This window comes from Verrucomicrobiia bacterium, from assembly GCA_036268055.1.
Taxonomy (GTDB): Bacteria; Verrucomicrobiota; Verrucomicrobiia; order Limisphaerales; family Pedosphaeraceae; genus DATAUW01.
Window position 1 is genome coordinate 1 of the sequence record DATAUW010000021.1, and the last position, 23,730, is coordinate 23,730.

Annotated in this window: 20 protein-coding genes; 13 read left to right on the forward strand and 7 right to left on the reverse strand. The window is 55.0% G+C overall.

The window, feature by feature from the left end; genetic code table 11:
• The 6 genes from sufB to VH413_14475 form a co-directional block, all read left to right on the forward strand.
• Positions 1-1,146, forward strand: a 1,146-nt coding sequence (gene sufB / locus VH413_14450) for a Fe-S cluster assembly protein SufB (protein ID HEX3799891.1), incomplete at its 5' end; no start/stop codon positions are given.
• A gap of 47 nt (positions 1,147-1,193) precedes the next feature.
• Positions 1,194-1,379: a hypothetical protein gene (locus VH413_14455; GenBank protein ID HEX3799892.1), complete on the forward strand. Its 186-nt coding sequence runs from the start codon at positions 1,194-1,196 to the stop codon at positions 1,377-1,379.
• The gene (locus tag VH413_14460; protein ID HEX3799893.1) at positions 1,364-1,663 is read left to right on the forward strand and encodes a type II toxin-antitoxin system RelE/ParE family toxin; all 300 of its coding nucleotides are present in this window, start codon (positions 1,364-1,366) and stop codon (positions 1,661-1,663) included. The genes VH413_14455 and VH413_14460 overlap by 16 nt, the downstream gene beginning before the upstream one ends.
• 14 nt (positions 1,664-1,677) lie before the next feature.
• The gene (sufC, locus tag VH413_14465; protein HEX3799894.1) at positions 1,678-2,445 is read left to right on the forward strand and encodes a Fe-S cluster assembly ATPase SufC; all 768 of its coding nucleotides are present in this window, start codon (positions 1,678-1,680) and stop codon (positions 2,443-2,445) included.
• 56 nt (positions 2,446-2,501) lie between these two features.
• Positions 2,502-3,101: an RsmD family RNA methyltransferase gene (locus VH413_14470; protein HEX3799895.1), complete on the forward strand. Its 600-nt coding sequence runs from the start codon at positions 2,502-2,504 to the stop codon at positions 3,099-3,101.
• A gap of 114 nt (positions 3,102-3,215) precedes the next feature.
• A complete protein-coding gene (locus VH413_14475) occupies positions 3,216-4,208 on the forward strand; it encodes a hypothetical protein (GenBank protein ID HEX3799896.1) in 993 nt (330 codons plus the stop codon).
• 7 nt (positions 4,209-4,215) lie between these two features.
• Here VH413_14475 and VH413_14480 read toward each other — a convergent pair whose 3' ends face one another.
• The 3 genes from VH413_14480 to VH413_14490 form a co-directional block, all read right to left on the reverse strand.
• Positions 4,216-5,334 (reverse strand): Gfo/Idh/MocA family oxidoreductase, encoded by a 1,119-nt coding sequence (locus VH413_14480; GenBank protein HEX3799897.1) that lies wholly within the window; start codon positions 5,332-5,334, stop codon positions 4,216-4,218.
• Positions 5,335-5,404: 70 nt separating this feature from the next.
• Complete coding sequence (locus VH413_14485) at positions 5,405-7,213, reverse strand: GH25 family lysozyme (protein HEX3799898.1); 1,809 nt, start codon at positions 7,211-7,213, stop codon at positions 5,405-5,407.
• A gap of 239 nt (positions 7,214-7,452) precedes the next feature.
• Entirely contained in the window at positions 7,453-7,821 is a 369-nt protein-coding gene (locus VH413_14490; protein ID HEX3799899.1) for a LysR family transcriptional regulator, read from the reverse strand.
• A gap of 139 nt (positions 7,822-7,960) precedes the next feature.
• On the opposite strand from VH413_14490, the gene VH413_14495 reads away from it, so the two are divergent.
• Complete coding sequence (locus VH413_14495; protein ID HEX3799900.1) at positions 7,961-8,962, forward strand: fatty acid desaturase; 1,002 nt, start codon at positions 7,961-7,963, stop codon at positions 8,960-8,962.
• Between the two features lie 145 nt (positions 8,963-9,107).
• Positions 9,108-9,371 carry a hypothetical protein gene (locus VH413_14500; protein HEX3799901.1) on the forward strand — a complete coding sequence of 88 codons (264 nt, stop codon included), beginning with the start codon at positions 9,108-9,110 and terminating at the stop codon, positions 9,369-9,371.
• Here VH413_14500 and VH413_14505 read toward each other — a convergent pair.
• Entirely contained in the window at positions 9,357-12,308 is a 2,952-nt protein-coding gene (locus VH413_14505; GenBank protein HEX3799902.1) for a hypothetical protein, read from the reverse strand. The two genes, VH413_14500 and VH413_14505, sit on opposite strands and share 15 nt — an antisense overlap.
• A 279-nt stretch (positions 12,309-12,587) precedes the next feature.
• Positions 12,588-15,359, reverse strand: coding sequence for a protease pro-enzyme activation domain-containing protein (locus VH413_14510; protein ID HEX3799903.1), 2,772 nt, complete (start codon positions 15,357-15,359; stop codon positions 12,588-12,590).
• Between the two features lie 412 nt (positions 15,360-15,771).
• Between VH413_14510 and VH413_14515 the strand changes: the two genes are divergently transcribed.
• From VH413_14515 to VH413_14530, 4 genes are all read left to right on the forward strand, one after another.
• The gene (locus tag VH413_14515) at positions 15,772-17,934 is read left to right on the forward strand and encodes a PQQ-dependent sugar dehydrogenase (GenBank protein HEX3799904.1); all 2,163 of its coding nucleotides are present in this window, start codon (positions 15,772-15,774) and stop codon (positions 17,932-17,934) included.
• A 48-nt stretch (positions 17,935-17,982) separates the two neighbouring features.
• Positions 17,983-18,861, forward strand: coding sequence for an alpha/beta hydrolase (locus VH413_14520; protein HEX3799905.1), 879 nt, complete (start codon positions 17,983-17,985; stop codon positions 18,859-18,861).
• A 206-nt stretch (positions 18,862-19,067) separates the two neighbouring features.
• Positions 19,068-20,294 carry a tetratricopeptide repeat protein gene (locus tag VH413_14525; protein ID HEX3799906.1) on the forward strand — a complete coding sequence of 409 codons (1,227 nt, stop codon included), beginning with the start codon at positions 19,068-19,070 and terminating at the stop codon, positions 20,292-20,294.
• A gap of 43 nt (positions 20,295-20,337) precedes the next feature.
• Positions 20,338-20,781, forward strand: a complete 444-nt coding sequence (locus VH413_14530; protein ID HEX3799907.1) for a thioesterase family protein — start codon at positions 20,338-20,340, stop codon at positions 20,779-20,781.
• 16 nt (positions 20,782-20,797) lie between these two features.
• On the opposite strand, the gene VH413_14535 is transcribed toward VH413_14530, so the two are convergent.
• On the reverse strand, positions 20,798-21,127 hold the full coding sequence (locus VH413_14535) for a hypothetical protein (GenBank protein ID HEX3799908.1): 330 nt from the start codon (positions 21,125-21,127) through the stop codon (positions 20,798-20,800).
• A gap of 132 nt (positions 21,128-21,259) precedes the next feature.
• Here VH413_14535 and glp point away from each other — a divergent pair, with 132 nt between their 5' ends.
• Positions 21,260-22,462, forward strand: coding sequence for a gephyrin-like molybdotransferase Glp (gene glp, locus VH413_14540; protein ID HEX3799909.1), 1,203 nt, complete (start codon positions 21,260-21,262; stop codon positions 22,460-22,462).
• 20 nt (positions 22,463-22,482) lie between these two features.
• On the opposite strand, the gene VH413_14545 is transcribed toward glp, so the two are convergent.
• On the reverse strand, positions 22,483-23,643 hold the full coding sequence (locus VH413_14545) for a hypothetical protein (GenBank protein ID HEX3799910.1): 1,161 nt from the start codon (positions 23,641-23,643) through the stop codon (positions 22,483-22,485).
• Between the last annotated feature and the right edge of the window lie 87 nt (positions 23,644-23,730).

A 23,730-nucleotide genomic window follows, 5' to 3' on the forward strand; every position in this document is an offset into this window, starting at 1 on the left:
CTCGCGATTTACGAAAAGCTCGGCGTGCCGATCAACGAGCGTGCCGCCCTGCTCGGTGTCGAGCAACCCAAAATTGCCGTCGATGCCGTCTTCGATTCGGTTTCCGTCGTCACGACTTTCCAGAAGACGCTTGCCGAAAAAGGCATCATCTTCTGCTCCATCACCGAAGCCGTCCGCGAGCATCCCGATCTGGTGAAAAAATACCTCGGCTCCGTCGTTCCCTACAGCGATAATTTCTACGCCACGCTCAACAGCGCCGTCTTCACCGATGGCTCTTTCGTCTACATCCCCAAGGGCGTGCGCTGCCCGATGGAGTTGAGCACCTATTTCCGCATTAACGCCGCCAACACCGGGCAGTTCGAGCGCACGCTCATCATCGCCGACGCGGATTCTTATGTGAGTTATCTCGAAGGCTGTACCGCTCCGATGCGCGATGAAAATCAACTGCACGCCGCGGTCGTGGAATTAGTCGCCCTCGATAACGCCCAGATCAAATACTCGACCGTCCAAAACTGGTACCCCGGCGACAAGAACGGCAAAGGCGGCATCTACAATTTCGTCACCAAGCGCGGAAAATGCCAGGGCGTCAATTCCAAAATCACCTGGACCCAGGTCGAAACCGGCTCCGCCATCACCTGGAAATACCCCAGCGTCATCCTCCAAGGCGACAACGCCGTCGGCGAATTCTACTCCGTCGCCCTCACCAACCATTTTCAGCAAGCCGACACCGGCACCAAGATGATCCACATCGGCAAAAACACCCGCAGCACCATCGTCTCCAAAGGCATCTCCGCCGGCCACGGCCAGAACACCTATCGTGGCCTCGTGAAGATCATGAAAAACGCGACCAACTCCCGCAATTACACCCAGTGCGATTCCCTACTCCTCGGCGATCTCTGCGGCGCCCACACCGAGCCCTATATCGAAGTGAAAAACACCACGAGCCGGGTCGAGCACGAAGCATCGACGAGCAAAATCGGCGAAGACCAATTGTTCTACTGCAAAACCCGCGGCATCAGCCTCGAAGACGCCGTCAGCATGATCGTGAATGGCTTCTGCAAGGAAGTCTTTCGGGAATTGCCGATGGAATTTGCGGTTGAGGCGCAGAAGCTTCTGGGCGTGAGTCTGGAGGGGAGTGTGGGCTGATTTTTTTTAGCCACGGATGGAACACGGAATAAACACGGATTAACCGCATGAAAGATAAACAGGCTGCGATTACCGCGATTAGTAAACTCCCGGAAGATGCGTCTATCGAAGAGATCGCCGAGGAATTGCAAATTTTGGCGGCAATAAAAAAAGGCAAAGCGGATGTGAAGGCCGGGCGGACGAAATCTCATGCGCAGGTCGAAAAGCTTTTTGAGACATGGATTTCAAAGTAATCTGGACCGATTCGGCAATCGCGGACATTAAAGATATTTGTGAATACATTGCGCTTGATAGCAAACCAGCCGCTGAAAGGATCGGGCGGGGAATTCTTGATCATGTAAAAATATTGGAAACTTTTCCGTTCATCGGCCCCGCTTATCCCCGCCGTTCCAGCGGTGCCATTCGAGAAATTGTTTTCCGCCATTACAGAATTTTTTATGAAATATCAGACAGGCGCAAATTGGTTCATATATTGCGTGTTTGGCATGGGGCCAGATCGGAACCGGATTTAAGATAATTATTATTTAACTGATGAAACACTTACTCGAAATTAAGAATCTTCACGCGGGCGTGGAGAATAAACAAATCCTCAAGGGGATTGATCTGACGATTAATCCCGGCGAAGTTCACGCGATCATGGGGCCGAATGGCAGCGGCAAAAGCACGCTGGCGGCGATTCTCGCGGGCCGCGATGGTTATGATGTCACTGAAGGGCAAGTTATTTATAACGGGCTCGACTTGCTGGAACTCGATCCCGAGGAGCGCGCGCGCGAAGGCGTGTTTCTTGCATTCCAATATCCGGTGGAGATTCCCGGCGTGAACAGCACTTACTTTCTCAAGGCCGCGTTGAATGAAATTCGCAAGCACAAGGGCGAGCAGGAATTGGACGCGATGGAATTTCTTGCACTCGTGAAGCAGAAGATGAAGTTGCTCGAACTGCCGGAGGATTTGTTGAAACGTCCGGTGAACGAAGGTTTTTCCGGCGGCGAAAAAAAGCGCAACGAAATTTTCCAGATGGCGGTGCTGGAACCCAAGCTGGCGATCCTCGATGAGACGGATTCGGGCCTGGACATTGACGCGCTCAAAATCGTCGCAGGTGGCGTGAATAAATTGCGACGGGCGGATGCGGCGCAGTTGGTCATCACACATTACCAGCGTTTGCTTGATTACATTGTGCCGGATTTCGTGCATGTGCTTTACAACGGGCGCATCGTGCGCACGGGCGGCAAGGAACTCGCGCTCGAACTTGAGAAAAAAGGCTACGACTGGCTCATTAATCCTGAGGTGGTCACCGCTTGATCGGAGTTGCGGCGAGCGAAATCTTTTCGCATCCCCGTGGTTCAAATCGCTGACTCATGCGCATCACCGGCGGACAAGCTTCGGGCCGGCACTTGAAAGTGCCAAAGGGTTTGGCCGTGCGGCCGACGCCGGACATGGTCAAGCAGGCCGTGTTCAACAGCCTTGGGGAACGCATCGTCAGTGCGCGCGTGCTGGAGTTGTTTGCAGGCACGGGGGCGTTGAGCCTGGAGAGTTTGAGTCGCGGCGCGGCGTTTGCGATGTGCATCGAGAAGGCGCAACGCCACGCGCAGGCGATTCGACACAATTTAATGGCGGCATCGCTTCCGGTTGGCAGTCTCGAGGTGCGCGTGCAGGATGTGTTCGTCGCGCTGGCGCAACTGGCCGCGCACAAAACGCAATTCGACCTCATCCTCGCCGATCCGCCATATGGGGATAAAAATGTCGGCCACCGTTCGCGTTCGCTCGCGCAAAAGTTGCTCGACGATCCGAACCTCGCGGAAGTCCTGAAACCCGGCGGCACGTTCGTGCTCGGCCACACCAAGCGCGACACGCTGGAGATTCCCGGCATTTGGCACGAACCCAAACTTCTCAAGCACGGTGACAGTATCATGCGCATTCTGGTGCGCGAGAGTGCAGCCAACGAAAGTGCTAATTAGAATTGCGTTTCAGTTTGGTTACAATCGGAGCGCGAACAGTTTTCAAGTTGTTCTGATGCTCATCGTGGTTTAGAGTGCAAAAGTTGGAACGGCAATCACGCCATCCCTCAATATATGAAAGCTCGAATCTTCGCAGTCATCGCCAGTCTCATTTTGCTGACCCATCTGCCATCAGCTCGCGGGCAGGGGACGAGTTTCACCTATCAAGGCCATTTGAATTCCAACGGCGCGTCTGCCGCGGGGAATTTTGATTTTCAATTCGGCCTCTACACGAACGTGGCGACGGGAAATCTCGTTACTTCACTCGTCACCAATTCAGACATCATCGTCTCGAACGGTTTGTTCACGACGGCGCTGAGTTTCGGCAATGTTTTTAACGGCGCGAGCTGTTGGCTGGAAATCGGGGTGCGCACGAATGGTTCGACCGGTGCGTTCATGATTTTGACGCCGCGGCAGATGATCACGCCCGCGCCTTATGCGATCATGGCGAACAGCGCGAGCAATCTGCTGGGCACGCTGCCCGCGACGCAATTAAGTGGCGCGTTGCCGGCGTCGGCAGTGGCGGGCGCGTTTTCCAATGCGGTGACTTTCATCAATGCCACGAATATTTTTGTCGGCAACGGGTTCGGATTGACGACGCTTTTACAGACGAATTATTTATACGTCACGGACAGCAGCGTGCAAGAAATTGGCACCGCGAATACATTCCAGAACATCACCACCAGCACGCAATTAGGAAATACGGGCTGGGGTTTTTCGAGTACGGGAGTTTTTACCGCGCAACAGAATGGCATCTACCTAGTGCAATATCAGATTGAGGTGCAAAATGGCCAATCAACCGCTTCGGGAGTCAATATCGCTTTTGGCGCGCGAGCATTATTGAATTCCGCCACTGAAATTACTGGCAGCGAATCGTTCATTAATATTCCACCAGCGTTCGGCGAGGGAATTTTGACAAAGAGTTTTCTCGTGGCCGTGATTGCCGGGCAGACCGTCTCCCTGCAAATAGCCTCTAATGCGACCGGAACTTTTGCTTACATCGCGTCGGGAACCTTCGCCGGAGAAAATTATCCGGGCGTCACGCTTACTATTCTACGGATACAATAGAACTAGCTTACGCGGGAGTTGCCCACGCGCCGGTCTTCGCTCCTTTATAAGCGGCTTCCATCACGCTCACGCGCGCGGCGGCTTCGGCGGGGGTTACCAGCGGCTGCCCGGTTTTGCCGAGCAGCGTGTCGAGATATTGAACCATCGGCGGTGGCGAAGCGGGGGGCAGATCTTTCCAGGGCGCGCGGCCATCGGCGCCAGGCACGTTGCTGCTCGCGAAAATCAAGCGTCCCTGGTCCACATACGCGAAACCTTCCGTGCCACTAATCATGAGGGTCACTGGGTTGGCGATGTCCACCCAGCCGGCCGCGAGCGTGCCGGTGATGCCGTTCTTAAATTTAATTAAGCTTTCGCCAGATTCATCGCAATCGCCATAATTGCCGGTGACCACTTTGATGTCCGCCGTGATGGATTCGACGTCGCCGAACATCCACATCAAAATATCCAGCGAGTGCGTTCCCAAATCTCCGAACGCGCCGACGCCCGCGATCTTCGGGTCGGCCATCCAGCGATAATCCGTATCGAACCAATGGTTGAGCGAGCCGCTGTGGCAGTTGGAGCCGCGCACCCGTGTGATCTTGCCGAAGCTTTTTTTGGCGACTTGGTCCTTGAGAAAAAGTAGCACTGGATCCGCTCGCAGGAAATAACCAGTCGTGAAAATCAGCTTCGCTTTTTCAATCGCCGAAGCCATGGCGTAGCTGTCGGTCGAGGTGAAGCCCAGCGGTTTTTCGACGAACATGTTTTTGCCCGCGGCGGCGGCGGCGAGAACGAGGTCTTTGTGGCGGTCCGTCTCCGAGCAGATGACCACGCCTTTGATTTCCGCGTCCGACCAAATTTTCGTGAGGTCATCCACCGTGGGACAGCCGAGTTCGGTTCCCCAATGCGCCGCGCGAGCCGCGTCGTGATCCCAAACGTATTTCACCTTCACATCCTTGCGGCTCTTGAGAATATTCACATAGGTCGGCGTGTGGATGTGCGCGCCGCCAACGAGCGCGACCATGACAGACGCCACATCTTCCGCCAGCGCGGACATCGCCGGGGACAAAACTGCCGTCGCCGCGGCCGCCGTGCTAACTTGTTTGATGAAATCGCGCCGTCCAATGGATGTATCCGAGGATGAATTCATAAATTTTGGGATGAGACGATTGACGGACGGACGCTAACAGCCACAGTAAATGCGCGCAAGAAAACTCCAATCAAGGCTGCGAAATGCGATAGAAAGTCTGGGCATTCGTGGCCGAAATGTCCGTGAAAACATTCGTTCCCGTTGGATTTGGAATCGTGCCGAGGAATTGCCACGTTGCGAGATTTGTCGAAGCGTGAACCGTGAAAGTTTTTCCCGTTTGTCCTGCAAGCGCGATCTTAAATTCTCCTTCGTTGAACGCCGGAGCGCTGACAATTTCCGGGGCACGCACCAATCCGGCGCTTCCGGCGAGATAGATTGAATGAATTTCTGCCGCACTCAGCGCGCGTTTGAAAACGAGCATTTCGTCGAGGCTGCCGAGCATGTAATCCACGAACTTGCCGGAGCTGGCCACCCAACCCGCGCCGATATAACCGAGCGGGAGCGGAAACGAACCCGTGATCGTTCCTTCCAGTGTGCCATTTGCATAGAGCGATACGCCACCGCTTGTGCCCACGAAAGCCAGATGAGTCCAGGTGTTGAGTGGGACAATATAATTATAGGGGAAATCGTTATTGCCGAACTGGGTGTAACCCACCTGGCGCGTTCCGTTGTATTGCTCGAGCTTGATTTCATTCGTTCCATCGCCGGTGATCGCCGCGCCCGTGCTCGGAGCATTTTGGCGATTCACCCATACGCTGAACGTCCACGGCACGGGCAAGCTCAACACGCTATTGCTTAAAAAGGTCGCGTTGCCGTCGAAATGAAAGGCCTTTCCCTGCTCGCCGGAGACGTAGGTCACGTTATTGAACGGCGTGAAATGGTTTGTGCCAAAAATATCGTTGGGATTTGAATCGGCGGTAAACCAATCGGCCATCGTCGTGGGCGCGAGAATCGCCCCGGTGGCATTGGTGAGCGGTGCTGAAACTCCGAGAGATGCCGTTGCCGTGAAGAACGGCGCGTCCGACTTTTTTACAACTACAGAGTAAGGTCCGGCGTAAGCAAGTTGCGTGTTAGTTACTGTATAACTCGTGCCCGTCGCTCCCGGAATGTTGACCTGATTGGACTGCCATTGATAAGTCAGCGAAGTTCCCCCCGCCGTGACTCTAAACGTCGCGTTGGAACCGGGATTGACCACGACATTTGAGGGCGCGACGTTGCCAATGACGAATGCCGTCAGCAGAGTGTTGGTGGTGCCATTCAGCACGTCCACATCGCAATCGCCAGTGATGCCGGAGACATGACTGGTCGAGCCGTATTGCCAGAAGGCCCAGCCTGACCACGGACTGAGACTGCTGGGCGCGCCGGTTGTGAAGTTTGGCGTCGTGGGATACTGTGCCATCCACAAAGGCCATTTAGTAACGCTGGCATCAAAGCCGGGACCGTAACTTGCCGTGCCCGTCGCGTACGATACAAAAGTATAAACCACTGGCGTGACCGCAACACCGATAGCCTTGCCGTCATTTACAATCTGCTGGCACCACTCATTAACCCACGCGGACAAGGTCGCCTGGGTATAATGCGGGCTGGCGTTGGTGACTTCCTGTTCGATGTCGAGCATGGGCATCACGTAAGTGCCGCCGCCGGTAATATAGCTTTTTACCACGCTCCAAAAGTGCGCGGCTTCTTCATCGGCGCCGGCAGTACCGATGTGCAGTTCAGGATGCGCAAAATGATAAGCGCCGATCAATACACCGGCCCCGCGCGCGTTCACGATATTGTAACTAAAGTCGGCATCGTTGACCGTCAGCCCTTCGGTGGCCTTGGCCCAGGCGAATGAGATGCCCGCGCTTTTCACTTGCGGCCAATTAATATTGGTCGCCGGGGTTTGCGCCGAACCTTGAAAGCTGGAGACATCAATGCCCAATGGTCGTTGGGCCAAAGCGAAGGGCGATGACAGAAGAAGCAGTGAAATGGGCGCAAGAGGTAACGCGCGGAACAAAACGCGGGAACAGTTCATATCTTAGATGCGATTCCAATCAGCAGCCGGTAAGTCGCCGTGATTAGAGTTGCGCGGGAGTTATACCAGTTACTGAGTAATTGGCAAACTTAAAGACTCAATGGCGCGCTGCGGGATGCCTTCGCTCGTAAATTTCTACCGGGTGGCAACCGATTGGCGGATTATTCGCGAAGAAATTTTTGCAGCCGCCGCCATTCGGGCTGAGTGGTCTTGAGGCATTTCGCATTCATGGATTGATACAAGGCGAGCACTTCGCGGCCAGCATCCGTAAGGACAGCGCCACCGCCGCCTTTGCTGCCGCCGCGCACCGCGACGACGAGCGGTTCCTTGAAACAGCGATTGACCGTGCGAATCAGCGTCCACGCGCGCATGTAAGACATGCCGAGGGAGGCGGCGGCGCGAGTGATGGAACCGGTGTGCTCCAATTCTTCCAGCAGCGCGATCTTGCCTGGTCCGAGCGCAATATCTTCCCCACGCCGGACGCGCAAACGCGGCTGCAAAACGAGCGGGCGATTCGCTTTGGTTTTCATCGCGGCAGCAGGATACTTCGGCAAGGTGTTTTGCGAAATGCAATTCTCGCACTTCCACTTTGACTGACACGCTGTCAGCGGATTTTTCCTTTTCATTCGAGAGGGGTAATGCCAGCCTGTCAGTTGAGATTACAAAAGCATGAACCGTAGCCTCTCACCCAACGAACCGACTCAACCGGCCAAACTCGCGTGGCTGGTCAAGCCGACTTATGGCCATGTCGGCCCCTCGCCCAAACGCCCGACGACGAAGGAAGTCATCGTGGAGTGGTTTGATGCCGTCAGTTTCTGGAAGGATTCGACGCGATTGCTGCCGGCGTTTTATCTTTTGTATCACTTCGCGACGTTCGCGGTATTCGTTTATTTCCTAGTGCATTATTTTTCCATTCTCGCGGTAGTGAGCGTGGCGTTGATCGGGTCTTTCATCGGCACGGTTTATAACACCGTGTGGTATCATCGTTATTGTTCACATCAGGCATTTCGTTTTCGGAGCGTATGGTTTGCGCGGCTGTTTTTGTGGACGAATCCGATTTCGTTTCGCGAGGAGAGTTATGTGATTCCCCACCGCGTGCATCACTCGAAGTCCGATGAACCGGGCGATCCGTATGGGCCGCACCTCGGCTGGCTTGGCAGTTATCTGGCCACGGAAACCCAGCAGAAGATGAACCGCAACATCACCAGCGCGGAATATGATCGTTTGGCCAGCAGCCTGGGGCATATCGGGCTCATCAAAAATTCCTACGCGCAATTCCAGCGCACTGGTTCGGTGGAAAATGTCGGGTGCTATTTTGCGCGCGTGCTGGTCGCGAATATATTCTGGTCGGCGATTGGTTACGCCGTAGCGGGTGTGCCGGGAGTGCTGGCGTTTATCGCGGGAAATTTTCTATTCGCTTTCGTGGTCCGGGATTTCAATTATCGCGGGCACGCGAGCATGTTTGGCACGGACAAGGAAGGCGCGCCGGTGAACCAAGTCATCTACGGAATCATTGCCGGTGAATGGCACGAGAATCATCATGACCATCCACGGCTCGCGCGCAGCGGACTGGTGTGGTGGCAGGTGGACGTGCCGTATTACATTATTCTCGCGATGAGAAGCTGCGGCGTCGTCACGCAATATAATAAAGAGATCGTCGAGCGCGGTTGAATTTGACTCGGAGCGTTTGCAATTCGTCCGGCGCGGACTCAGTCCGGAAAATTATCGCGAACGGAATTGCGGGATAAAACCATCAGCGTGAAAATTCCCAGCGCCGTGCCAAAAGGGATTTGGATGCGCCTACCTTGCGTGACGCTTGCGGGGAAACGAACATACCGAGAGCGGTATCAACACTCAGCGAAAGAAAAAATTATGGGCGATAAATCCCCAAAGCAAATCAGAAAAAATCCTCACAGAACGCGATGAAAACCAGCGCGGCGAACCAAAAGAAAAAATAGAACACCGCGGCATCGTCGGCGAAGCCGAAGAAGTAAGACGTTTCAAGTGTCTACGCCGCGCTCGCGAGGTGCGCGAGTTTCCGGCGGATATAAGCAAAGATGCTTTTCTAGGGTTTGCTTAGGCGAAAGAACTGGCTGGAGTTCGTGGGGCTGATGGAGATGGCGTTGGTACCGGTTGAAAAAGTTGCCCAGTTCGGTGACAAAAGCGATGGTGAGCTTTGCACGGCATAACCAGTGTAATTAGTGGCGTAGATCAGCGCAGAGTTAGCGCCGGAGTTGGAGAGGAAAAGGCGCGGAGGAACGTGGACGGCGGTCAGACGCACCGCCTGTAATCCATCGGGACGCGTCACGACCTGGCCGGAGAAGAACAGGCCATCGCCCCAAATATTACCCTGCAATTTAATCGTATCCACAAGGATGTTGCTGGCCACCAGCACATCAAAGGTAGCGCCTACTGCTGGTTGAAAAATACCCGCTTGATTGGTCTGATCGTTGGGATTGAATAAGCCGACGGCGATCGTGCCGCCAACGAGATTGGCCGTGCCGGAGACGGCGAGTTGATCGTATTGTTGCGAGCCGTCAACGAGCGTGTCCGGCCCGGCGATGCCGATGAACAAGGTTCCGGCGTATTGGTTATAGTTGCCGTTGATGACCATTTGTTTCGTGAATGCGGGCGCGCCGGGCGACAATGGCGACGGGACTGAAATTTTTGTGCGTTGCGGATGAACCAGCGCTGCGAATGCACTTGTGCTATCCGAAGGAAAATAGATCGTTTCCGAGTTGGCCGAATTTCCACCGCCATTCACTTCGATGTTACCACCGCCTTGGGCCACAATATTTCCGCCGCCTTGCGCGACGATGTTCCCGCCTCCCTGGGCAACGATATTACCACCGCCCTGAGCTACGATGTTCCCGCCCCCTTGTGCTACAATCTGACTCATGCTGATATCGTCTGAAGCAAAATTTCCACCGCCTTGCGCAACAATATTTCCACCTCCCTGGGCGACAATATTTCCGCCGCCTTGCGCTACGATAGAGCTTCCGATGGCAACATCGCCATCAATGGCGCCTTTGAGAAGCACGGTCGTGTTGGGGCCGGCGTTGATGGCGGGAATCGTCATTATTTGGCCGATACCAACGGTCAATTCCGCCCGGGCATATTGTTGGGCAGCCATTGTCAGGGTCGCAACGAATTGCTGGACGTTGCCGGAAAAGACGAGAGCTATGCTTGCGTCAAGGACGGTGGCATCATACGTGACTTCCGCCGAATCCATCATATCTGGAACCGATTCGAGCGAGTAAGTTCCGCCGCCGGACGCGGACGATTCATTAATGGGTGGCAGCGGCGGAGCGATATTGAATGGCCCGATCGGGCTGGAAATGTGGTCGAAATAATTTTGCGCCGAAGCGACCACGCGGAAAGAAATGTTTCCTCCGGGCACGTTGGTTGTGACGAGTGTCCATGAGTGGTTGGTCATTTGCGCTCCGCCCGGGAGGTCGCTCCAACTGGCTATATCGTCCGGCGTCCTGCTGGACTGGACGCGCAGGTTCAATCCCGCAATCGCCGATGGTTCGACAATGGTGAATACCCAAAGCGAATTATAGCGGAATGGAACGGCCGTTTCCCAGGTGAATTGGCCAAAGGGTTCGATGCCCTGCGTTACGGTTTCGGGGCCGACCCCTGCGGACTTGCTATCAAAATAACCCGGCGCCGAAGCCACAACGCGGAAGTAACGCGTTCCCGTCGGAATGTCCGTGGTGTTAAGCGTCCAAACTCCATCGCTGTCGGTCATCGAAGAATTTCCGGGCAGGTCAGCCCAACTGCCTTCGCTGGCGTTGTTGGTGGTGGATTGAACGCGAAGGCGCAAATCCGAAACGGTATTGGTGTAGGTCGCTGTAAAATGCCAAGGGTTGCTGGATTGCACGGGTGAGCCGCCGGTCGAGTATTCAAACGAACCGATCGGAGTCAAAGCCGGCGGCACGCAACGGAGGACGATATCTGCTCCCGCGTCAGAAACGTAAACATTGCGTGACGCGTCCACGCCGATGCCGAGTGCATTGGAAAAGCGCGCGCTGGAACCGACGCCATCATCGGAAGCTGTGGAAAAATGTCCCGCGAGTCCGGCAACAGTGGATACCACACCCATCGAGGAGACGTAGCGGATGGTATCGCCATCGGTGACGTACGCGCCGCCCGTGCCATCCAGCGCAATCTTCATGGCCGAAGTGCCGCCGAAGCCCGCGTTGGTTCGCAAGCCATCCTGCTCTTTAAAAATATTCGGATTGCCTACCCAGGTGCTCACTTCTCCGGAAGGCGATATGAGGCGTATTCCCCAACCGTCCGCCACATAAACCGTTCCGCTGCGGTCCACGGCGAGACCGTTCGCATAACGGAACTGGGCATTCGTGCCGTGGCCATCACTGGTCCCAAATACGCCGCTTCCGGCAAAAGTGGTCACAACGCCGGCCGGGGTGATTTTTCGGATGCGCGGCCCGGCAGGATAATTATCGCCGTCGGCAACATACAGATTGCCGGTGGCATCCACCGCGATGGCGTGAGGGTCAAAAAACTCGGCGGCTGTGCCGATGCCATCCATGTGACCCAGATTATCAAATTGTCCGGCGACGGTCGTGACGATTCCGTTTGAAATTTTTCGGACGTCATAGTTGCCGCCGGATTCGGCGACGTAAACCGTGCCGGCCGTGTCCACGGCGATGTCTCCAAAAGTCGTGGGCTCAAGATCGAACAATGCATTAGTGCCCGCCAAATCAGAATGTCCGCCTGTTAACGGCTTGCCTGCGAATGCGGAGACGGAAAGGTTCGTGCCGACTTTGCGTACGCTGTCCCCTTCGAGTATGTAAAAGTTTCCCGAGAGGTCGGCAGACAACAGGTCGGGATAACCCAGGAACGACGCGCTGGTGCCAGTGCCGTTGACGTATGCGGAATTTCCATATTGTCCGGCAATCGTGGTGACGGTGAGCGGTTGCGCCCAGGAAGATGTGAGTGCAATGAAAGAAAAAGCCAGCGAGAGGAGTACGCAATGTACGCGATATTTCATATAGTAGTTGATTCGAGTAAAAGTGGTGAAGGATACTACGGGTCTTCCTTCACAGCAGAACGATTCCAATACATCTCCGAATCGCTGGCCAACCCAGTTACGCATGCGCACTGGCAGGGCGAGAATGCCCTGGCGCGAAGTGCGCTCCAAACGAGAAACTGGACTCGGAATGGCTGTTACTTAGCGGTGATTGCGCAAAATGTCAAGGCGATCGGTTTTACCAAGTGTGAGAAAATCGTAGTCCGGCACGTCAAAAGTTGCGTTTTGCGAGAAGACAATTTATTGGGGCGGCATCAGGACGACTCGATAAAATTGTTGCGATGCGGTTCCGATCGGCTCAGATGCGCTCATCATATTATTATTGCTGGCGGTGATGGGAATGGAGACATTCGTCCAATTCAAACTGCCCAAGCTGGCAACCGACTGGATTTGATAAGAGGCGTTCGCGATGCCGCGCCAAGTGAGCGTGATGTTGCCCGGCGTCATGGCGACGGATTGAAACATCGGGGGAGGAATTGGTTCCACGGTGATGTCATCCAATCCAAACGCACCGGGAACATTACTGAAATCATATTCGAGCGTCGTTCTTGAGGTCGTGGCGGGAACGGCGAATTGCAGGTTGGTCCAGCCGAAGGCGTCGAGATTCGTTTGCGCAAAGAGCGTCGAGCCGTTCCACTTCGCGGTGAAATCGTTTGGCGTGGTTTCTCCCTGATAAGGAACGCAGGTCAGCCAAAAAGAGACTACGTATGATTGGCCAGCGGTGGTGACCACGGTTTGCGAGAGCGAGCCTTCATCGGGATACTCGCCGAGATACGCGCCATAAATTCCCGAATGCACGAATAGAATATCGGCTTCACCATCCAACGCATTCGTGCCGGCCACGTCCACGTCGTCGGATGCCAGGGCAAAAATCAGATTGGTGTCGCCAGCATAATTCCAATCGGTGAGGTCGCCGGTTTCAAAGCCGCCATTGCCGACGTATAAATCAAATTGCCGGTTTTGGGTCGTGCCGTCGGTCAAATTGTTGATCGAGATATTTCCGCTTTGACGCGTGATCAAAAAACTATTCGCTGCCGAATTAATGCTGACCGTGACGATCGTAACTCCGCCGGGATTCAGCGTGCCGGACGTGGCGGAAGCCGTGAGCCAGCGAGAGGTATTGGCCAGACTCCAATTCAATGGCGCCGTGCCGATATTGGTCAGGGTGTAGGTTTGAGTCGTTACGGAGAACGGTCCGCCGCCCGGTCCGATGGAGGTAAAACCAAACGGCGGTGTCACGACCAGTTTTTCCGCGGGCGGATTCAAAAGGGCTTGCAGTAAATTTTCGCTGATCGTGCCGAGACCGGTGCACAGGTCGTAGCCCGTGGTCGCGCTGTATTTGCTGGGGTTATTGGCGCTGAAATTATTTCCCTTGATGATGTCGTGAAAGCAGGACGAATAGCTGGAGCTTTTTGCGATGGCATAGAGCGCCGGGTTGACGAAGCCAATCGGCGGGTGGCCGGTGGCCGCCGCCTGCTGATTCACCATGGCCATGAAACCCGCCCACAGCGGAGCCGCCACGCTCGTGCCCGCTTCCGGCAAATCAAACGATTCAAAAATAAAATCGTTGCCCCAAACGACGTCCACGTTATTGGCAACGAGAGCGACGTCCGGCAAATTGCGCATGGTCGTTGAGCCTTGGTTGGCCGTCATGCTGATGCCTTGTTGCCAAACCGGGATCGGGTAAACAAGACTGACGCCACCACCGGAAGCTTCCTCGGGCATATTTCCGAAAAGAGGATCTTCGGAAGCCGGCGTGAGCCACACTACCTCGGAACTCCATGCGCCCGTAGAACGGGATGTCGTCAGCGTGGTCCCTCCCACTACCGTAATGTAAGGATCATCCGACGGTTCATCAATCGCGCCGGGAAACGCTCCAAAATCTCCGCTGGCTTGAAAAAAGCTTTGGCCTTGCGCGGCGAACTGCTCGAAAATTTGCACCGTCGAAAGATTAATGTCCATCTGGTAGGAGCAGCTTAATTGATGGGCGAGATCGTCCGTGGCCATGCGATTGAGCACGTCGTTAATCTGCGCGGTGGTATATTCATATTGAATGGCGTTGGTTCCGTCGGGGGCGTCATACAAGGGCGTTGGGCCTTCGTAAACCAGAACGCTGTCCAATCCCGGCGCCATCGAAATAGCCATTTCGATGTCCGCAGTGGCTTCGATCGAATAATCCAGGTTGGTGTCATCGCCATCGAAATTATCAATCAAAACATTTTGCAACGGTACCGCGTTCAAACCGGCTTCGCTTTCGTAATCGGAAATATCGTCCGGGTCGTATCCGGTCAGTTCAAACAAGCCGATGGATTGTCCCGTGCCGTCCTGCAAAAGATCAGGAACGTAAGCCGTGCGAAAATCGTAACCGATATAACTTCCACCGCTGCCCGTTCCACCGCCTCCACCACCGCCGCCGCCCGCGCCACCACCCAAGGGAGTGGCGAGTGGTTGTATCGCAGTTCTCACCGGATGGATTTGCGCGCGCGGAGTCACGTAATTGTCCAGTCCGCTGATCCCGAGGATAGGCGTGGCGATATCCACCGTCGGTTCTACATCGGGAGCAAAAAATGAGCGCGACTCCATCGGATGTTGATACACCTGCATGTGGATGTGAAAGGCCTTCTCAATGTCCGCGACCGAGCCGCTCACATCCACAAGCGTGCGGTTGGCGTGGGTTCTTTTGACGGTCAAGCCGTGAGCTTTTGCGAAATCCACGATCGCCTGATAATCCTGCTGGCTGGGGCCGAACGACGTGGCAAATTCATCCGCGCTTAAATAGTGGCGGAAGCTGGCGCTGGATGGGTCGTAAAGTTCTTGAAGCAAATTGGTGAGTTGATCGTGATTGCGCAATGGCAAACCGATGGTCAGGTCGAGATGCCGGCCGCCGTCAAGCCGGTGAAGCGGCGTGAGCTTTTTGGTGATGGGCGGCACATGGCGCTGTCTGAGAGCCTGCGTTTGGGGTTGCGCCGCGCTGGATGGGGATGGTGATGCCAGCGAGCCGATGGTGATCAAAATCAATGTGGCGAAAAAACCACCTCGAAAATTGCCTGACCCTATATTTCTTATAATGCCCTGCGGACGGGCAGCCAGAAACCGACGCAGCCTGCCCAGCCGCTCAAAAAAACTTCGGTGCATCTCCAACCATAGCAGACAGTGGGGCGTCCTTCAACTTATTACCCCAAGCGTCTGCATTTTCCCCAATTAAACGTGGCTAAATGAGAGGAATCTTACGGTTACTTAATGCCATTTCTAATGTATCTGAGTTAAATGGGAACAGAACAACTTGCAGATTCTTTGGCTGCACTGAAAATGCAGCCGTCAGATTATTCGGCCTATTTTATTATGAATAGGGTCGTTCGAGGTTGAGTCATTGAATGGATGAAATCATTTCGGCTAAATTGACTTAATGTACAGGTTCTTTTGCATGAAAATAGTTTCCGGGTTGGCGTCGTTTATTTTTATTGTCTCCGTATCGGCCGGTTGGGCGCAAAACCATCAAGCGCCTGATCCGAAGGCGTTGGCGGATTTTGCGATGGCCAATACTGGCAACGCCGACAATGGCCGCCGGATTTTTTTGGACGGCAACCGCGTGCTCTGTATCAAGTGTCACACGATTGACGGCACGGGCAAGTTGGCCGGGCCGGATTTGTCGGCGATCGGTGATAAATTTCCCAGGCGCGAGTTGATCCGATCCATCCTTGAACCGTCCTCGACGATCGCGGTGGGCTACGGCACTTCGATCATCACGACCAAAGATGGGGAAGAGCACCAGGGAATTCTCAAACAGGCGGAGAATAACTGGGTCGAATTAATGGGCATGGAAGGCAAGACGGAACGCATCGCCACCGGCGACATCAAGGGCGAACGCACGAGTCCGGTTTCGCTGATGCCGGAAGGTTTGGTGGCGACGCTGAAGCCGCAGGAATTTTCCGATCTGGTTGCTTTTCTCGAATCGCTGCACATGCGGGTGTCGGGACAAGTTCAATCTCCCGCGATGCCGGAAATCATTCCGCAGGCGAAGCATGACGTGGAACTGAAGCCGTTTTTTTCTGCGGATGTGCATTTCAAATTGCCGGTTTGGTTCGGAGAAGTGCCGGGATTTACGAACCGGTTTGTCGTGCTCGAACATGCCGGCAAAAGCTGGCTCATCACACGAACGGCACAAGGGGATGAGCAGTCGAGTCTTTTGGATTTAAGCAGTGAAGTCCGGTTTGGCGGCGCGACGGGATTACTGGGGCTCGCGTTTCATCCGCATTTCTCCGAGAACCATAAATATTATTTGAAGTATCAGGTTTTAAGAAATGACCGGATCGTGACGGTGCTGATGGAGCGCCAATTTCGCCCTGATTTTTCCGGCGATGCGGGCGTTCCTCCGCGCGAGGTGCTCGCCATTGAGGGCGTTACCCAGGACCACAATGGCGGGTGTATCGCGTTTGGGCCGGACGGATACTTGTATCTTGGAATGGGAGACACGGGACCGCAACGCGATCCGCAGGGCCACGCGCAGGATTTAAGTTTGTTGCTCGGCAAAATATTGCGCATTGACGTGGAGCATCAGGAGAATGGCCGGAACTATGCGATCCCCAAAGACAATCCCTTCGTCGGGCGCGCGAACGTGCGGCCGGAAATTTGGGCGTATGGATTTCGCGAGCCGTGGCGTTTTACTTTCGATTCAGTGACCGGAGATTTATGGGTGGGCGACGTGGGGCAGGACAGCTTTGAAGAGGTGACGATGCCGCGCGCGGGCGAAAATCACGGCTGGAATGTTTACGAAGGCGTGACTCCTTACTCGGACAGTTTTCGCCAGCCGGGTGAAAAGTATATTCCGCCCGTATTTTCTTATTCTCATCACAAGGGCGTGAGCATCACCGGTGGCTATGTCTATCACGGTGAGCAAGCGCCGCTGATGGCGGGACGATATATCTGCGGAGATTTCCAAACGCAACGCATCTGGGCGCTGACGCAGACTGATCGCACATTGACCAGTGTGGTGGAGATTGGGCGGTCGCCGTCGCGGTTCGCTGCGTTCGGGCAGGATTCGGCAGGTGAATTATATATCGCCGGATACGATTCCGGCTTGATCTATAAATTGGATTTAAGCCAGGTGAACCCCGCGCCGCGCGAAGTCAAAGTCATTGCCCAAACTTCGGAGCATGAGCCGGTGCTGTGGCGTTACACCATTCAATCGCCGGCCAGCGGCTGGGAAAATGCCGCGTTCGATGATTCGCCCTGGAAAATTTCATCGGGTGGATTCGGCACGCAGGGAACGCCGGGCGCGATCGTGCGCTCCGAATGGCGCACGGGCGATATTTGGTTGCGGCGCGAATTCGATTACGCAAATTCTATAAGAGATTCAAAACTTGGCTCGTTGATTCTGCGGATTCATCACGATGAAGATGTGGAAGTTTATCTGAACGGTGTGGAGATCGCGCACGAGCCGCATTGGACATCGGGCTATGTTGAACTGCCGCTCTCCAAAGCCGGGGACGCGTTGCGCAACGGCCGCAATCTTCTCGCGATCCATTGCCACCAGAATACGGGTGGCCAGTACATAGACGCTGGATTGTTTGAAGCCGAAGGTGATTGAAAAATAGTTTCGCGTTGACACGGCTTTGCCGCGCCGCAAGATTCGCGCATGAATCCAACGCGCATCATTTTCGCCGGTATTCTTTCACTTCTATGTCTGCGCGCCGCGGCTGAGGAACGCGTCGTCCGGCTTTATGACGGTCCCGCGCCGGGTTCCGAAAACTGGAAGCAAACCGAGCAGGAAAATAATTCCAATTATTGGAAGACGCGCATTGTCTTTAATGTTGCCAATCCTACGCTCACGGTTTTCCAACCCGCCGCCGGCAAGGCAAACGGCACTGCCGTGGTCATTTGTCCCGGCGGTGGATTTTTTGCACTCTCGATTGACCGCGAAGGCTATGACGTCGCGCGCTGGCTGAATGAAAAGGGTGTGACGGGTTTTGTGCTGAAATATCGCCTCGTCGAATGCAAAACCGATGATCCGACCAAGGAAATCATGACGCGCGGGCCGTTGGAAGAAGTCGCGGCGCCGGTGGTCAAACTCGCCGTGGCCGACGGCAATGCGGCGATCGGTTACGTGCGCAAACACGCATCCGAGTTTGGCATCAATCCCGAGCGCATCGGCATCATCGGGTTTTCCGCGGGTGGGACCGTGGCGGTTTCCGTGGCGATGAATCACACGGCCGAGACGCGCCCAAATTTTGTCGCGCCGATTTATCCCGCTTACAGCATGGCCATCAAAGGTTCGGGTGTGCCGAGTGACGCGCCGCCCGCGTTCATCGTGGCGGCATCGGACGATCCGCTCGGGCTCGCACCGCAAAGCGTCCAGATTTATCAGGACTGGATCGCCGCCGAAAAAACCGCCGAGTTGCATTTATATTCCAAAGGCGGACACGGCTTCGGCATGGGCGTCCAGCATCTGCCGAGCGATCATTGGATCGAACGGTTCAATGATTGGCTGGAGGTGCAGGGGTTTATGAAAAAGTAGTGAGAAAAAGTTTTCAGTTTTAAGTTTCAATTTTTCAGTTCGGAAACTGACGCGGACTCATATTTTAAGGTTCTCGAAGCAGCTTTTTGTCTTTTCAGGCTGAAAACTTGAAACTTGAAACTGAAAACTTCCACAAACGATTACATCTGTAAACATTCTTCTTGCAGTTCATCTTTGAACGGGCGATAGTCTTTTCGGAGTCGCACATGAATTGGAGTTTTCAAAAAATCGGCGAAGTGACGCTGCAAGTTTTGTCCGTTGGCGTTATTCTTGTCTTCATTGTCATGTGGGCTCGCCGGTTGCGCGACCCCAAAGCGGTGGCTGTGCGTCTCGCGATTTCGCTCCCGTTATTGGCGATCGTTTATTTTAAAATACTTCCGTTGTTCCAGCACGGTCTCAGCCAGGTAATGATTGCGGGCTTGTTTTTCCTGGTCGCGATCGGATGGCTTCTTGCCGGGCTCTGGGTGCCAGCGGTGACGGGTTTCATTGGCAATTTGTTCGGCAACCTTTACGACGGCGGCAACCAGGAAATTGAAGCCAAACCCTTTTTCTCAGTCTTCAACGCCAAGCGTCTCAAGGGAAAATATTTTGAAGCGCTTGCCGAAATCCGCGCGCAGCTCGCCAAATTTCCGACGAACTTCGAGGCGCAGATGTTACTTGCGGAATTGCAGGCGGAAAATTTGAACGACCTGCCCGGCGCGGACGTGACGGTGGAGCGCATTTGCAACCAGCCCGAACACACGCCGTTGAACATCGCCTTCGCTCTCAATCGCCTGGCGGATTGGCATCTCGGCATCACCAAAGACCGCGAGACCGCGCGACAGAAGCTCGAAAAAATCCAGCAGTTGTATCCCAATTCGGAACTCGCATTGAACGCGGCGCAAAAGATCGCGCACCTTGCCGATTCGGACATGCTGCTGGCATCGCACGACCGACAAAAACTCGAAGTGAAAAAGGGTGTGAAATATCTCGGCCTGCATCGCGGCGAGGACGGACGCCTGAAAGCGCCGGAAGTGGACCAGGAAAAGATCGCGGCGGAATATGTGGCGCACCTTGAGCAGCATCCGCTGGATACTCACGCGCGTGAAAAATTGGCGGTGCTTTATGCGGAACATTATCACCGGCTCGACCTCGCGGTGGACCAGCTTGAGCAAATGATCCAGCAACCCAGCGCCGTCGCGAGGCAGGTGGTGGGCTGGCTGAATATCATGGCTGACCTGCAAGTGAAGGAAGGCGCGGGCGAGGAGGCGGTGCGCGCCACCTTGCAGCGAATCGTGGATGGCTATCCCAGCGTTGCTGCAGCGGAAACTGCGCGCCGCCGGATAGATCATTTGAAATTGGAAATGAAACGCACGACCACTCGTGCCGGCGTGCAACTCGGCACTTACGAACAGAACCTCGGCCTCAAACGCGGCGCCGGCGGGGCGAAGTAAGTTTTCCATCGCCAATCAGCGGGCGAGAAATTAAGTTTGCCGCATGGCGTATGAATTCAAAGTCCTCCGTCGCGTGGAATTTTCCGAGACGGACATGGCGGGGATCGTCCATTACTCCAATTTTTTCCGCTACATGGAAACGGCGGAGCACGGCTTTATCCGATCGCTCGGTTACTCGGTGGTGATGAATCAATTCGATCCGCCGGTTGGCTGGCCGCGCGTGAAAGCAGAATGTGAATATCGCCAGCCCTTGCGCTTCGAGGATGAAGTGGAAATCCAACTACTCGTCAGCGCGAAGAAATCAAAATCGCTAAGCTACGTTTTTAATTTCTGGAAAATAAAAGGCGAAATTCGGGAGCAAGTGGCGCGCGGGACCATCACTGTGGTATGCGTCATCCGGCAAGCGGACGGAAAATTTTCCGCCGCCAACATTCCCGCCGCGTTCGCGGACAGGATTCAAGTTGCGCCGCCTGAGTTGTTCACTTGAACAGGCTTCGCGCACTTCAAAAATCCACTGAGATCAATTTAAAGCCCGTAACCTTGCCCGTGATGATATCGCGGTCGAGGTTTTGATGGCCATCGCCATACTCAGCGGGCGCGAAAGGATTGAGCATCTGCAACGGCTGTTTTGCGTGCGCGAACTGCACGAACGCGCCGCTATAAACAACTTTATGCCCGGCCGCAGAACCTGCGGCAGCGGGGCGGTTGAAGATCACAATGTCCTTGCTGGCCGCTGAAGTATCGGTCTTTAAGTTATGATCAACGGGTTTTTGAGGTTGTGCCGCCAGTGTTCCGGCGGTCAACACGCTTAATAGAATGAGTGTAGCTTTCATACATGACGTGTTATCACGCATAGTTAGTCTCCTTCCGAACGGGGCAATGTCAAATCACGCGCCTTTCGTTTTCCTAAAATGTTGCCGCCCAATCACGCTCGACTTTCCCATTTCACGATTCAAAATAATCTCATGCTCGAATTGGAAGCCGCCCGCGAACGCATACTCAGTTTGATGCCCCCGCCGCAACCGGAACGCGTGCCGCTGGAGGAGGCGCATCGCCGCATTCTGGCTGAGCCAATTTATTCGCCACACGATCTGCCGCCATTCGATAATTCGGCGATGGATGGTTACGCCGTGCGCGCCGAAGATTTGCGCGCACTCCAAGTGGATTCGCCAATCGCCTTGAGATTGATCGGTCGCGCCGCTGCTGGAGAAATGTTTGATGGCGAAGTCGTCACGGGAACCTGCGTGCGATTGTTCACGGGGTCAGCGATGCCGCGCGGGGCCGACGCTGTCGTGATGCAGGAAGACACGCACACGGATGCGGCATCGCCCGAAACGATATTTTTTCTCGATGCGCCGCGGCCCTGGGAAAACGTCCGGTTTCGCGGTGAAGATGTGAAGGCCGGCGCGCTGCTGGCCGCGGAACGAACGGAAGTTTCCGCGGGCCACATCAGCTTGCTCGCCGCGGCGGGGGTGACCGAAATTTGCGCGGGACGCCGACCCATCATCGGCCTGCTGGCCACGGGTTCTGAACTTCTCACGGCAGGTCAGCCACTTGTTCCGGGAAAAATCCACGAGAGCAATCGCCTGACGCTGGCCACGCTGATAAGCGACGCGGGAGGAACGCCAAAAATATTTCCGCTCGTGCCAGATTCTCCCGGCGAAACCCGGCGCGCTTTTGAAACGGCTTTTGCCGAGTGCGACCTGGTGGTGACTTCTGGCGGCGTGTCCGTTGGTGAAATGGACTTTGTCAAAAGCGCCTTTGAAGAAGCAGGCGGTATTTTGGAGTTCTGGAAAATCGCGATGCGTCCGGGAAAGCCATTTGTTTTTGGACGGCGCGGGGGAAAATTTTTGTTCGGGCTGCCGGGCAATCCCGTGTCCGCGTTCGTCACTTTTTTATTGCTCGTGAGGCCGGCGTTGCTGCGCTGGCAAGGCGCGTCCTCCGTGGGCTTGCCGATTCATCATGGCATTTTGGCGGAGGCCATTGTCAATCCCGCCGACCGCCGACATTTCATGCGCGTGACCGTGGATGGGCAGGGAAAAGTTCGCGGCGCAGGAATGCAAGGCTCGCACGTTTTAAGTTCGCTGGCGGCGGCGAACGGCTTGCTGGATGTGCCGGCGAAGACGACTTGGCCCGCGGGCGCGGCGGTGGTGGTGATGCGCTGGTGAGGCGTCCGAAAAATCAGCCGTCAGAATTTCGGCTTCAAGACACTGGCACCGAAGGGATCGAGCATTTGCCTGATGGTCTCCGCGGGCTTGGGAGCGGCCACGGCCTTGATCGGATTAGGCATGCCCAGCGCGGTAGCGGTGGGATCATCAAACACGTGGGAATGCAGTGCTGTCGTGGTCGGATCAATGAGTCCCAAGGTGGGATACAAAGCGCTTCGATGAGATTCACCCGTGTCCTTCATGGCCTCTTTGTAAAGAGTATCGCCGGTGCTTGAAGACAGGCTTGGAGGGCGCGTGAAATCCTGCAACTCCATTCCCGAACCGGCGATGTGCGGCAGCTTGGGAGCGGGGAGACTTGGGTCGAGCAATCGTTTGAAATCCTCAAGATTTCTTTGGGCCTGAAGCGCGGTCTGAACTTCCTTCGGCGAAACATTTCGGACGCCGAACAGGGAGGTGTTTTTTTCCGAACCGCCGCCGGGCAAAGTGGGCATGAAAACATCCCGGTCCGCATCCGGACGGTTGACGCCATCAGGAAACGCTTCCGTCACCGGACTAAAAGAGCCTGAGCTTGATCCGCTGAAGGGATCTTTTTGGCCCGTGCCCAGGATGGCCATTTCGGTATTGAGCCGGTTCTGTTTCTCCACGTTTTTCTGGTTGAGGTTCTCGTAGTATTTCTCGACCACCGAAAGATTCCTCTTTGATGTGCTGTCGGTATCGTAAGTTTCCACACCCAATGCTTCCTCCACGCCCGCCTCGGAAGTGTCGGGATATAAATCGGACAAATCAGTAAACGCCCAATTCCGTTTGCGGTCCATTTTTTCGCGAGTGCGCCGGTCGGTGGGCTCCGGTTGAGTTTGCGGGGGCAGGGGAAGGGAGAGGACGCCTTGCATGGAGTCGGGACGAAAACCATTTTTCAGCGGCCCGAAAATATTTTCCTGCACTTGCCGAAAACCGCTGGGAGTCGGATTCATGCGTTCCAGGGCGGCGCTCAAACTGGAAGTCGAATTTGAAGCAGCAGATGTTACGTCGGGATCGGAAAATTGAATCGCTTCGCCATGTTCGCCCGCGAGTGCCGACAGGGAAATGCAAGCGGCAACGGTGATGACCGCCAATTTCAAACCAGCTTTCAGATTTAAACCCGCCAAGTACATTCGCAAGCGGGAATCGTAGGCTAAATTCATTTTTCCGTCAAAGCGCATTTTCGTTTATCTTCGACTCTTTAAAGTGGGCGGGCGTTCATTTTATTGCACGTTGAAATGCGGGCGAGC